The sequence below is a fragment of the Streptomyces sp. NPDC048604 genome, from assembly GCF_043199435.1.
In the GTDB taxonomy this organism is placed as follows: Bacteria; Actinomycetota; Actinomycetes; order Streptomycetales; family Streptomycetaceae; genus Streptomyces.
The window spans coordinates 168,209-181,020 of the sequence record NZ_JBICVX010000015.1; the positions used below are offsets into that span (position 1 = coordinate 168,209).

General features: G+C 71.2%; 4 protein-coding genes, 1 tRNA gene and 1 rRNA gene. 1 reads left to right on the forward strand and 5 read right to left on the reverse strand.

Annotated features, from left to right (window positions below):
- Positions 1-173 precede the first annotated feature (173 nt).
- The 3 genes from ACGFMM_RS28480 to ACGFMM_RS28490 all read right to left on the reverse strand — a co-directional run bounded on the left by ACGFMM_RS28480 (position 174) and on the right by ACGFMM_RS28490 (position 9,575).
- Positions 174-2,966, reverse strand: coding sequence for a DNA translocase FtsK (locus ACGFMM_RS28480; RefSeq protein ID WP_393649319.1), 2,793 nt, complete (start codon positions 2,964-2,966; stop codon positions 174-176).
- 126 nt (positions 2,967-3,092) lie between these two features.
- Entirely contained in the window at positions 3,093-3,761 is a 669-nt protein-coding gene (locus ACGFMM_RS28485) for a two-component system response regulator (RefSeq protein ID WP_393649320.1), read from the reverse strand.
- 327 nt (positions 3,762-4,088) lie between these two features.
- On the reverse strand, positions 4,089-9,575 hold the full coding sequence (locus tag ACGFMM_RS28490) for a HAMP domain-containing protein (RefSeq protein WP_393649321.1): 5,487 nt from the start codon (positions 9,573-9,575) through the stop codon (positions 4,089-4,091).
- Positions 9,576-9,858: 283 nt separating this feature from the next.
- Here ACGFMM_RS28490 and ACGFMM_RS28495 point away from each other — a divergent pair, with 283 nt between their 5' ends.
- A complete protein-coding gene (locus tag ACGFMM_RS28495; RefSeq protein WP_393649322.1) occupies positions 9,859-12,513 on the forward strand; it encodes a SpoIIE family protein phosphatase in 2,655 nt (884 codons plus the stop codon).
- Between the two features lie 128 nt (positions 12,514-12,641).
- Here ACGFMM_RS28495 and ACGFMM_RS28500 read toward each other — a convergent pair.
- Positions 12,642-12,714: transfer RNA gene (locus tag ACGFMM_RS28500), tRNA-Thr, on the reverse strand.
- A 5-nt stretch (positions 12,715-12,719) separates the two neighbouring features.
- Positions 12,720-12,812: ribosomal RNA gene (gene rrf / locus ACGFMM_RS28505) — 5S ribosomal RNA — on the reverse strand; the annotation flags it as partial.

The window sequence follows — 12,812 nt, forward strand, 5'->3', positions numbered from 1 at the left end:
GTCTATGGGTGGTACGAAAGGGTGGGGCAACCGGGCGGCCGCGATCTGTACGCCATCGGAATGGCCGAGCGCGCCCGCCTGAACGGTGGTGGGACGGGGGATGAGGGGGTGGCGTTCCTGTCCACCCCTCCAACTGGACGTACGGGCAAGGGAAACGGTTGCCCTGCGAACCCTTACGAGTGAGACTCCCCGCGGATCTCGGCCAGCACTCCGTCCAGCTCGTCCGGTTTGACGAGGACGTCCCGTGCCTTGGAGCCCTCGCTGGGGCCGACGATGTTGCGGGACTCCATCAGGTCCATCAGCCGGCCGGCCTTGGCGAAACCGACGCGCAGCTTGCGCTGGAGCATCGACGTGGAGCCGAACTGCGTGGTGACGACCAGTTCGGCCGCCTGGCACAGCAGATCGAGGTCGTCGCCGATCTCCTCGTCGATCTCCCTCTTCTGCTTGGAGCCGACCGTGACGTCTTCCCGGAAGACCGGCGCCATCTGGTCCTTGCAGTGCTGCACGACGGCGGCGATCTCGTCCTCGGTGACGAACGCACCCTGCATACGGGTCGGCTTGTTCGCGCCCATCGGCAGGAACAGGCCGTCGCCCTTGCCGATCAGCTTCTCCGCGCCGGGCTGGTCGAGGATGACCCGGCTGTCGGCGAGCGAGGACGTCGCGAACGCGAGCCGGGAGGGCACATTGGCCTTGATCAGACCGGTGACGACGTCGACCGAGGGCCGCTGGGTGGCGAGGACGAGATGGATGCCGGCGGCCCGGGCGAGCTGGGTGATGCGGACGATCGCGTCCTCCACGTCGCGCGGGGCGACCATCATCAGGTCGGCCAGCTCGTCGACGATGACCAGCAGGTACGGGTATGGCTGGAGCTCGCGCTCGCTGCCCTCGGGCAGCTTCACCTTGCCGTTGCGGATGGCCTCGTTGAAGTCGTCGATGTGCCGGAAGCCGAAGGCGGCGAGGTCGTCGTAGCGCAGGTCCATCTCGCGCACCACCCACTGCAGGGCCTCGGCGGCCCGCTTGGGGTTGGTGATGATCGGCGTGATCAGGTGCGGGATGCCCTCGTAGGCGGTGAGCTCGACCCGCTTGGGGTCGACCAGCACCATCCGGACGTCCTCGGGGGTCGCTCTTATCATGATCGACGTGATCAGGCAGTTGATGCACGAGGACTTTCCGGAGCCGGTCGCGCCGGCGACCAGGACGTGCGGCATCTTCGCCAGGTTGGCCATCACGTAGCCGCCCTCGACGTCCTTGCCGAGCGCGACCAGCATCGGGTGCTCGTCGCCGGCCGCGTCCGCGAGGCGCAGCACGTCGCCGACGTTGACCATCTCCCGGTCGCTGTTCGGGATCTCGATGCCGACCGCGGACTTGCCGGGGATCGGCGAGATGATCCGCACGTCCGGGGAGGCGACCGCGTACGCGATGTTCTTCGTCAGCGCCGTGATCTTCTCAACCTTCACGGCGGGGCCGAGCTCGACCTCGTAGCGGGTGACCGTCGGGCCCCGGGTGAAGCCGGTGACGGCCGCGTCGACCTTGAACTCGGTGAAGACGTTGGTGAGCGAGTCCACGACGGCGTCGTTGGCGGCGCTGCGGGTCTTGCCCGGCCCGCCGCGCTCCAGCAGGTCCAGGGAGGGCAGCGCGTACGTGATGTCGCCGGAGAGCTGGAGCTGCTCGGCGCGCGGCGGCAGGTCGGTGGGCTCGGGGGCGGGCTTGGTGAGGTCGGGTACGCCGCCGGGGCGCTCGGCCCCGCGGGCCGGCGGCACAGCGCGCTCGGCCCGCCCGGCCTCGGCGTCCGGGTCGGCCTGTGCGGCGGCCTCGGCCTCGGCGGCCATCGCGACGGCGCGCTCCCGGTCGGCGGTGACGTCACGGGTGAGGCCGGCGACCAGCGGGGACGGCGGCATGCCGTTGAGCACGGCCCCGTCGAGCGCGGCGGCCGCGGCGGCGGCGACGTCCACCGCGTCCATGGGCCGGTCGAACGCGGGCTGGACGGAGCCGCGGCGGGTCCGCTTGCGGCTGCTGAGTGCCTCCTCCTCGGCCCGGTCGGCGTCCTGCGCCGTCTCGGAGCCCGCGCCGCGGCGGCGGCCTGGGCGGGCGCGCCGGGCCTCGGACTCGCGCCAGGCGTCCTCGTCGTACGCCTCCGCGTCCTCGGGGGCCGCCTCGGGCTCTGCCAGGCCGAGCCGCTCGCCGAGGGCGCGCAGCCGCTGCGGGATGGCGTTGACGGGGGTGGCCGTGACGACGAGCAGGCCGAAGACCGTGAGCAGCACGAGCAGCGGGACGGCGAGGACCTCGCCCATCATGAAGATCAGCGGCTGGGACGCGGCCCAGCCGATCAGTCCTCCGGCGTCCTGTATCGCGTCGCTGCCCTGGCCTCGGCCGGGCGAGCCGCAGGCGATGTGGACCTGGCCGAGCACGCCGATGACGAGCGCGGACAGTCCGATGACGATGCGCCCGTTGGCCTCGGGCTTCTCCGGGTACAGGATCAGCCGGATCGCGATGGCGCCGACCAGCAGCGGCACGAGCAGGTCGAGCCGGCCGAACGCGCCGGTGACCAGCATCTCGACGAGGTCTCCGACGGGCCCGCGCAGGTTGGACCAGGTGCCGGCGGCGATGATCAGCGCGAGGCCGAGCAGCAGCAGCGCCAGACCGTCCTTGCGATGGGCCGGGTCGAGGCCCTTCGCGCCGCGCCCTATGCCCCGGAACATCGCCCCGACCGCGTGCGCGAGGCCGAGCCAGACGCCGCGGGCGAGCCGGTACACGCCCCCGGTCGGGGACGGGGCGGGCTTGGGCGCGGCCTTTTTCGCCGCCGGCTTGCGGGCGGGCGCCTTCTTGGCCGCGGTCTTCTTCGCGGGCGGTTTCGCGGGGGACTTGGCGGGCGCCGCCTTCTTCGCGGCGCCCGTCGTACGGCCGGCGCGCGGCTTCGCGGTGCCCGCCGTGCCCTGGGAACCCTTGCCGGACGTACGTGAGGCCATGATGCTGAGGTTACCGGTGGAGACGGCGGTGAACACTCCTGCCCACCGCTTCACCCGTCCGTGTCGCCCCTCACCGGGCCGGAAACTGACGCCCGTTCACCGCGGACGCCGCGGAATGACGGAACGTCAGGCCTGTGCGGGAAGGCTGGGCGCTCCGCCCGTGCCCGGCTCCAGCGCGTCGAGCGCCCGGCGCAACCCCGTGAGCTTGCGCTCCAGATGGGCCGCCGTGGCGACGGCGGCCGCGTCGGCGGAGTCGTCGTCGAGCTGCTTGGACAGCGCCTCTGCCTGCTCCTCCACCGCGGCGAGCCGGGCGGACAGCTCGGCGAGCAGCCCGGCGGACTCCCTGGCGGGGCCGGCGCCGCCCTCCAACTGCAGCCTCAGCAGCGCGGCCTGCTCGCGCAGCTGGCAGTTCTTCATGTACAGCTCGACGAAGACCGAGACCTTGGCGCGCAGCACCCACGGGTCGAACGGCTTGGAGATGTAGTCGACCGCGCCGGCCGCGTACCCGCGGAAGGTGTGGTGGGGGCCGTGGTTGATGGCGGTGAGGAAGATGATCGGGATGTCCCGCGTCCGCTCCCGCCGCTTGATGTGCGCGGCGGTCTCGAAACCGTCCATGCCGGGCATCTGGACGTCCAGCAGAATGACCGCGAAATCGTCCGTCAGCAGCGCCTTGAGCGCTTCCTCCCCGGACGATGCCCGCACCAGCGTCTGATCGAGCGCGGAGAGGATGGCCTCCAGCGCCAGCAGATTCTCCGGCCGGTCATCGACCAGGAGGATCTTGGCCTTCTGCACCATGCCCCGTCCTCCTCGCCCCGGCGTGGGCTCTCCCCGGCCGGTCGTGCCGGGGGCCGCACCGGGGGCCGCCCCAGAAGACGACTCCCATGCGCCGTCCGTCCTTGTGCCGGTCATCGTAGCCGCACCCCGCCTGTCGCCACACCCTGTCACCGTGATGTCACTGTGCACGTAGCAGAAACGCTGTGAGAGACGAGAAGGTTCCCCGAACACCGCCGTCCCACACGCCTTCGGGCACATTCGGTTCGCATAGTCCGTCCGCTCACTCGGTCCGCTCGCCCACTCGGCCCGTCCACCCACCCGGTCCGCTCGCTCACCCGGCCCGTCCGCTCACTCCCCGCGCATCCAGTGCTCCATCACCGCCAGCAGGTGATCCGGGTCGACCGGCTTCGTCACGTAGTCGGAGGCCCCGGACTCGATCGCCTTCTCCCGGTCGCCCTTCATCGCCTTCGCGGTGAGGGCGATGATCGGCAGCCCGGCGAACTGCGGCATCCGCCGGATCGCCGTCGTCGTCGCGTACCCGTCCATCTCGGGCATCATGATGTCCATCAGCACGACCGTCACGTCGTCGTGCTGCTCCAGGACCTCGATGCCCTCCCGGCCGTTCTCCGCGTACAGCACCGCCAGACCGTGCTGCTCCAGGACGCTGGTGAGCGCGAAGACGTTACGGATGTCGTCGTCGACGATCAACACCTTCTCGCCGCCGAAGGAGAAGGTGCGCCGCGGCGCCTCCTCTTCCTCGGCCGCCCCGTACGCCTCCTGCCCCGGCACGGCCCCGGCCGACAGCCCGGCGGCCTGGCCGCCCGCGCCCCACCCGGCGGCCTTGCGGCGGTGCCGGAACAGCGCCGCAGCACCCGACCGCGCCTCCACCGGAGCCAGCGTCGGCGTCCGCGGGGCGGCCTCCAGGGCCGGCGGCGCGGTCTCGTCCGCAAGCGCGTCCATGCCGTCGGCCTGACCGTCGGGCGCGCCGGTCTGCGGGTAGCCGTGCGGCGGCAGCTCGATGGGGTGCAGCGGCAGGTACAGCGTGAACGTCGAGCCGCGGCCGGGCTCGCTGGCCGCGTAGATCTCGCCGCCGAGCAGCCGGGCGATCTCCCGGCTGATCGACAGGCCGAGTCCGGTGCCGCCGTACTTGCGGCTGGTCGTGCCGTCGGCCTGCTTGAACGCCTCGAAGATCACCCGCATCTTGCCCGCCGCGATGCCGATGCCGGTGTCGGTCACCGAGAACGCGATCAGGTCGCCGTCCGCCTCGCGCAGCGTGCCGGCCTCCAGGAGCTGCTCCCGGATCGACTGCGGCACGTCCGTGCCGGCCGGCCGGATCACCAGCTCCACCGCGCCGGTGTCGGTGAACTTCACCGCGTTCGACAGCAGGTTGCGCAGCACCTGCAGCAGCCGCTGCTCGTCGGTGTGCAGGGTGGCGGGCAGTTCGGGCGAGACCCGGACGGAGAAGTCCAGGCCCTTCTCCGCGGTCAGCGGGCGGAACGTGGCCTCCACGTAGTCCACGAGCTGGACCAGCGCGATCCGGGTCGGGGAGACGTCCATCTTGCCCGCCTCGACCTTCGAGAGGTCCAGGATGTCGTTGATGAGCTGGAGCAGGTCGGAGCCGGCCCCGTGGATGGTCTCGGCGAACTCGACCTGCTTGGGCGTCAGGTTGGTCTCGGCGTTGTCGGCGAGCAGCTTGGCCAGGATCAGCAGCGAGTTGAGCGGGGTGCGCAGCTCGTGCGACATGTTGGCGAGGAACTCGGACTTGTACCGCATGGAGACGGCGAGCTGCTCGGCGCGCTCCTCCAGGACCTGCCGGGCCTCCTCGATCTCGGTGTTCTTCACCTCGATGTCGCGGTTCTGCTGGGCCAGCAGCTCGGCCTTGTCCTCCAACTCGGCGTTGGTGGTCTGCAGTTCCTTCTGCCGGTGCTCCAGCTCGGCGGACCGCTCGCGCAGCTGCTCGGTCAGCTCCTGCGACTGCTTGAGCAGCACCTCGGTCTTGGTGTTGACGCTGATGGTGTTGACCGTCGTCGCGATCATCTCGGCGAGCTGGTTGAGGAAGTCCCGCTGGATCTGCGTGAACGGCTGGAAGGACGCCAGCTCGATGACGCCGAGCACCTTCCCCTCGAACAGCACCGGCAGCACGATCACATGGGCCGGCGACGCCTCGCCGAGCCCGGAGGAGATCTTCAGGTACCCCGGCGGCACGTTGACCTGGATGGTCCGCTTCTCCTCGGCGGCCGTCCCGATCAGCGTCTCCCCCGGCCGGAACGAAGTGGGCATCGAGCCGGACGAGTAGCCGTAGCTGCCGCGCATCCGCAGCTCGTACCGGCCCTCCTCCCGTCCCCCCACGTCGGCCGCGCCGGACGCCCCGGCCTGCATCGCGACGAAGAACGCACCGTGCTGCGCGGAGACCACCGGGGTCAGCTCGCTCATGATCAGCGAGGCCACGTCGTCGAGGTCCCGGCGGCCCTGCATCAGACCGGAGATACGGGCCAGGTTGCCCTTGAGCCAGTCCTGCTCCTCGTTGGCGAGGGTGGTGTCGCGCAGGTTGACGATCATCGTGTTGATGTTGTCCTGCAGGGCCTGGATCTCACCGGCCGCGTCCACGCCGTCGATCTTCAGGTTGAGGTCGCCGCGGGTCACCGCGGTGGCGACGGCGGCGATCGCGCGCACCTGCCGGGTCAGGTTCCCGGCCATCTCGTTCACCGACTCGGTCAGGTCGCGCCAGGTGCCGTCGACGTCCCGTACCCGGGCCTGGCCGCCCAGCTGCCCGTACGTGCCCACCTCGCGGGCCACGCGGGTGACCTCCTCGGCGAAGTTGGACAGCTGGTCGACCATCGTGTTGATGGTGTTCTTCAGCTCCTGGATCTCGCCCCGGGCGTCGATGTCGATCTTCCGGGTGAGATCGCCCTTGGCGATCGCGGTGGTGACGGTGGCGATCTGCCGCACCTGACCGGTCAGGTTGTCGGCCATGCCGTTCACCGAGTCGGTGAGGTCCTTCCAGGTGCCCGAGACGCCGGGGACGCGGGCCTGGCCGCCGAGGATGCCGTCGGTGCCCACCTCGCGGGCCACCCGGGTCACCTCGTCGGCGAACGACGACAGCGTCTTCACCATGGTGTTCACCGTGTCGGCGAGCTCGGCGACCTCGCCGCGCGCCTCGACCGTGACCTTCTTCGACAGGTCGCCGTTGGCGACCGCCGCCGAGACGCGGGAGATGTTGCGCACCTGGCTGGTCAGGTTGTTGGCCATCAGGTTGACGTTGTCGGAGAGGTCCTTCCAGGTGCCGGTCACGCCGCGGACCCGGGCCTGGCCGCCGAGGATGCCCTCGGTGCCCACCTCGCGGGCCACCCGGGTCACCTCGTCGGCGAAGTTCGACAGCTGGTCGACCATCGTGTTGACGGTGGTGACCAGCTCAAGGATCTCGCCCTTGGCGTCGACGGTGATCTTCTTCGACAGGTCGCCGCGGGCCACGGCGGTGGTGACCTCGGCGATGTTGCGCACCTGACTGGTCAGGTTGTTCGCCATGAAGTTCACCGACTGGGTGAGGTCCTTCCAGGTGCCGGAGACCCCCTGCACCTCGGCCTGGCCGCCCAGGATGCCCTCGGTGCCCACCTCACGGGCCACCCGCGTCACCTGCTCCGCGAAGTTCGACAGCTGGTCGACCATCGTGTTCAGGGTGTTCTTCAGCTCCAGGATCTCGCCGCGGGCGTCCACGTCGATCTTCTGGGAGAGGTCGCCGCGGGCCACCGCGGTGGCGACCCCCGCGATGTTGCGGACCTGGGCGGTGAGGTTCCCGGCCATGCCGTTCACCGAGTCCGTCAGATCGCGCCACACGCCGGCCACACCGGGCACCTGCGCCTGGCCGCCGAGGCGGCCGTCGGTGCCCACCTCGCGGGCCACCCGGGTCACCTGGTCCGCGAAGGCGGACAGCTGGTCGACCATCGTGTTGATGGTGTTCTTCAGCTCCAGGATCTCGCCGCGGGCGTCGACGTCGATCTTCTGCGACAGGTCGCCGCGGGCCACGGCCGTCGTCACCTGGGCGATCTGCCGCACCTGCGAGGTCAGGTTGCCGGCCATGAAGTTGACGGAGTCGGTGAGCTCCTTCCAGGTGCCCGACACGCCCTCCACCCGGGCCTGACCGCCGAGGCGGCCCTCCGTGCCCACGTCGCGCGCCATCCGGGTCACCTGGTCGGCGAAGTTCGACAGCTGCGACACCATCGTGTTGACGGTGTTCTTCAGCTCCAGCATCTCGCCCGCGACGTCGACCGTGACCTTCTGCGTCAGGTCGCCGTTGGCCACCGCCGTCGTCACCTGGGCGATGTCCCGCACCTGTCCGGTGAGGTTGCGGAAGGCGGTGTTCACCGAGTCGGTGAGGTCCTTCCAGGTGCCGGCCGCACCGGGTACGTGCGCCTGGCCGCCGAGCAGACCCTCGACGCCGACCTCCCGGGCGACGCGGGTCACCTCGGAACCGAAGGCGGAGAGCTGGTCCACCATCGTGTTGACGGTGTTCTTCAGCTCCAGCATCTCGCCGTTGACGTCGACGGTGACCTTCTGCGACAGGTCGCCGTTCGCCACCGCCGTCGTCACCTGCGCGATGTCCCGCACCTGCGTGGTGATGTTCCGGAAGACCGTGTTGACCGAGTCGGTGAGGTCCTTCCAGGTGCCGGCCGCGCCGGGCACCTGCGCCTGGCCGCCGAGCACACCGCCGGCGCCGACCTCGCTCGCCACCCGGGTCACCTCGTCGGCGAACACCGCGAGGGTCTCGGTCATCTGGTTGATGGTGTCGGCGAGTTGGGCCACCTCGCCGCGCGCGCTCACCCGGACCTTCTGCGACAGGTCGCCGTTGGCGACGGCCGTCGTGACCTCGGCGATCCCGCGGACCTGGCTGGTCAGGTTGCCCGCCATCGTGTTGACGGAGTCCGTCAGGTCCTTCCACACGCCGGCCGCGCCCGGCACCTCGGCCTGGCCGCCGAGCTCGCCCTCGGTGCCCACCTCGCGGGCCACCCGGGTCACCTCGGAACCGAAGGCGGAGAGCTGGTCCACCATCGTGTTGACGGTGTTCTTCAGCTCCAGCATCTCGCCGTCCACATGGACGGTGACCTTCCGCGACAGATCGCCCTTGGCGACCGCTGTCGTCACCATGGCGATGTCGCGCACCTGCGCGGTGAGCCGGTACGCCATCGTGTTGACGGAGTCCGTCAGGTCCTTCCAGGAACCCGACATACCGCGCACCTGGGCCTGACCGCCCAGCTTGCCCTCGGTGCCGACCTCCAGCGCGACCCGGGTCACCTCGTCCGTGAACGCCGACAGCTGGTCGACCAGGTTGTTCACCGTACGGGCGACCTTCAGGAACTCCCCGCGCAGCGGCCGCACCGATCCCTCGGGCCCCTCCGAGCGCAGCTCCATCCGCTGCTCCAGGTCGCCCTCCGCCACCGCGGACAGCACCCGGCCCACCTCGGAGACCGGCCGTGTCAGATCGTCGACCAGCTGGTTCGCCGCCTCGACCGCGGCCGCCCAGGTGCCCTCGCTCGGCCCGACCTCCAACCGCTCCGAGAGCTTCCCCTCCCGGCCCACCACCCGGCGCACCCGGGAGAGCTCCCCGGTCAGATGCAGCTGCCGGTCGGCGACCTCGTTGAATACGGCGGCGATCTCCGACATCACGCCGTCGCCGTTCACGGTCAGCCGGCGGCGGAAGTTACCGTCCCGCATCGCCGCCAGAGCCACCAGCAGCCGCTGCAGCGCCGCCGCGTCGACCTGCACCGTCCCACTGCTCCGGGACCGTCCGCCTTTCGCGCGCGTACCGCTGCCGCGTCGCGCCGTCACGCCAGACTCCACCGTGTCCCTCCCGCAGGGGTCGACCGTGCCGCTCCGCGCAGCACCGCTTCCGCTGTACCCGGAAGCCTTCCCAGTGTTTCACTGCAGCCGAACCAGGCCATAACAGTTCGGCGACTTCGCATAGCGTCCCCGACTCCGGGGGACGGAAACAGTGACGACCGGCACCCGCCCGGACTGCGAAGGTAAGTAACCTGGCATCCGACTGTCCAACCGCTCCGCGCTGCCCGGCCGGGGCGGTGTGACGCGCAGCACGACCACCGGGCACCGGGAGGGGCAGCCGACCATGGCAGAGCCGGGCGTCGAGACGCGTACGAGGAGTTCTGTGATCACCGCGCGGGCCGCCGCCAGTTTCGACCCCGTAGGCCGGTCCGTGGCGACCGCCCGCGCCTTCGTACGGGACACCCTGCAGGGCTGGGGCCATGCCGACGTCGTCGACGACGCCGTCGTCCTGACCAGCGAACTCGTCACCAACGCGGTCGTCCACGCGGGCACCGCCGCCGACGTGCTGTGCCTGCGCAGCGACCACGGCGTACGGGTCGAGGTGTCCGACCACTACCCCGAGCGGGAGATCCCGCTCCAGGGCGGCCGGACCCTCGCCCATCCCGACCGCGAGAACGGCCGTGGCCTGCTGCTCTGCGCCGCGCTCGCCGGCCGCTGGGGCGTCGAGTACACCGCCACCCGCAAGAAGGTGTGGTTCCAACTCGACCTGCCCGCGCGCCCCGTGGGCACGCGTACGGCCGGCCCCGCGCTCCCCGTGGACCTGCTGCCGGCGACCGAGGACCGGGTCCGCGTCGCCGTCGTCCAGATCGACGGCGACGGGTCCATCACCTCCTGGAACGAGGACTCCGAACACCTCTTCGGCTATTCACCCGAACAGGTACTGGGGAAGCCCCTCGCCGACCTCGCCGCCTGGCCCCACACCCCAGGCATCGGCACCGGCCTCGCCGAGGCCCTCCAGCTCTCCCGCTGGGAGGGCAGCTACGGACTCCGCGGCCACGACGGCCGGGTCGTCCCCGTGTACGCCTCGCATCTCCGCGTCCGCGACACCCACGGCCACCCGTCCACCGTCTGCCTCCTCGTCCGCGACCACGAGCGCGCCGTCCTGCAGACGCCGCTGCGCCCGCCGGTCGCCGACGCCGGCTCCGAGAGCCGTGCCGCCGACCCCTTCGAGGTCTTCATCGGCTCCCCCGCCCCCGACGACCTCGACGGACTGCTCCAGCGCACCGTCGAACGCGCCCGCGACATGCTCGACGGCGACTCCGGCTTCCTGCTCCTCGCCACCGACGACGAGACCGAACTCGAGGTACGGGCCACCACGGGCCTGCCCTCCGCGCGCCAGCGCTTCGCCCGCGTCCCCGTCGAGGCCGGCGCCGGCCGGTACGGCTCCGCCCGCATGCCGGCCGTCCACGAGGACCTCTCCGCCGTCCCCGGAGCCGTACCGCTCCTCGACGGCACCGGGATGCGCTCCGTCGTCACCGTGCCGCTCAAGGTCGAGGGCCGCCTCACCGGCTCGCTCGGCGTCGCCGCCGAGGGCCCGAGCCGGTACTCCAACGAGGAGGCGCTGCGCCTGCAGTTCGCCGCCGACCGGATCGCCCTGGCCGTCGAGTCGGCCCGCCTCGGCGAGCTGGAGCGGCTGCGCCGCGGCTCGCTCAGCTTCCTCGTCGAGGCCTCCGACCTGCTGGCCGGCACCCTCGACCGGGACCAGACGCTGGCCCTGATGGCCCAGATGACCGTGCCGACGCTCGCCACCTGGTGCGCCGTCTACACGATCGCCGACCAGACCTCCGAGCCCAGCCTCTCGTACGTGCTGCACGAGGACGAGGACCGCATCGACGGACTTAAGGCCCTGCTCGCCTCCATCGCCCCGCCGGACCCGGTGCCGACCCCCGGCGCCCGCGTCTGGCACGCACCGGCCGACGCCGCGCACCGCGCCGCGCTCGCCACGTCCATGGCCGAGCTGGGCCAGGAGCACACCGGACCGCTGTCCTCGGGGATCAGCACGACGCTGGCCACCGCCGCCGCCGTCGGCGGCGAGACCGTCGTCCTGCCGCTGTTCGCCCGCAACCGCGTCATCGGCATGCTCACCCTCGGCAGGCCCGCCGACGACCACTTCCGCCAGGAGATCCTGGAGCTCGCGGAGGACCTCTCCCGCCGGGCGGCGCTCGCCCTCGACAACGCGCGCCTGTACTCGGAGCGCATGGCCATCAGCCGCTCCCTCCAGCGCAGCCTGCTGCCGCCGGGCCTGCCGCAGATCCCCGGCGTCGAGGTCGAGGTCATCTACCGCGCCGCCGGCGAGGGCAACGAGGTCGGCGGCGACTTCTACGACCTCTTCCCCATCCGCGACGGCGCGTACGGCTTCGCCATCGGCGACGTCTGCGGCACGGGCCCGGAGGCCGCCGCGGTCACCGGCCTCGCCCGGCACGCCCTGCGCCTGCTGGCCCGCGAGGGCTTCGGCGGCCCGGCGGTGCTGGAGCGGCTGAACGCGGCGATCCTCGACGAGGGCGCCCGCAGCCGCTTCCTCACGCTCCTCTACGGGGAGTTGTGGCCGCAGGAGGACGGCTCGGCGGTCCTCAAGGTCGTCTGCGCCGGCCATCCTCTCCCGCTCCGCCTCCGCCAGGACGGCACCGTCGAACCCGCCGCGGATCCGCAGCCGTTGCTCGGCGTCATGGAGGACCTGGAGCTGTACGAGCAGACGGTCACCCTGGACCCGGGCGACGTGCTCCTGTGCGTGACGGACGGCGTGACCGAACGCCGCGAGGGCACCCGGATGTTGGGCGACGACGGTCTGACGGAGGTCCTGACGACGTGTACGGGCCTGACGGCCGGCGCGGTCGCCGCGCGGGTCCTGCGGGCGGTGGAGCACTTCGCGGTGGAGCCCGCGTCGGACGACATGGCGATCCTGGCGATGCGCCTTCCGGAGCCGCTGAAGGGCGAGTGAACGCGAGAGGCCGGTGCCCGCGAGGGCGCCGGCCTCTTTCCTGTCCCCGTTCTGTGTTCTCCGTTCTCCGTGGAAAGTCCCGGAAAACGAAGAAGGCCCCCGCCAACAGGCGGGGGCCTTCTTTTCTGAGCCCTTTAACGGAATCGAACCGTTGACCTTCTCCTTACCATGGAGACGCTCTACCGACTGAGCTAAAAGGGCGGGTTGTTCGGCGGCGTCCTACTCTCCCACAGGGTCCCCCCTGCAGTACCATCGGCGCTGAAAGGCTTAGCTTCCGGGTTCGGAATGTAACCGGGCGT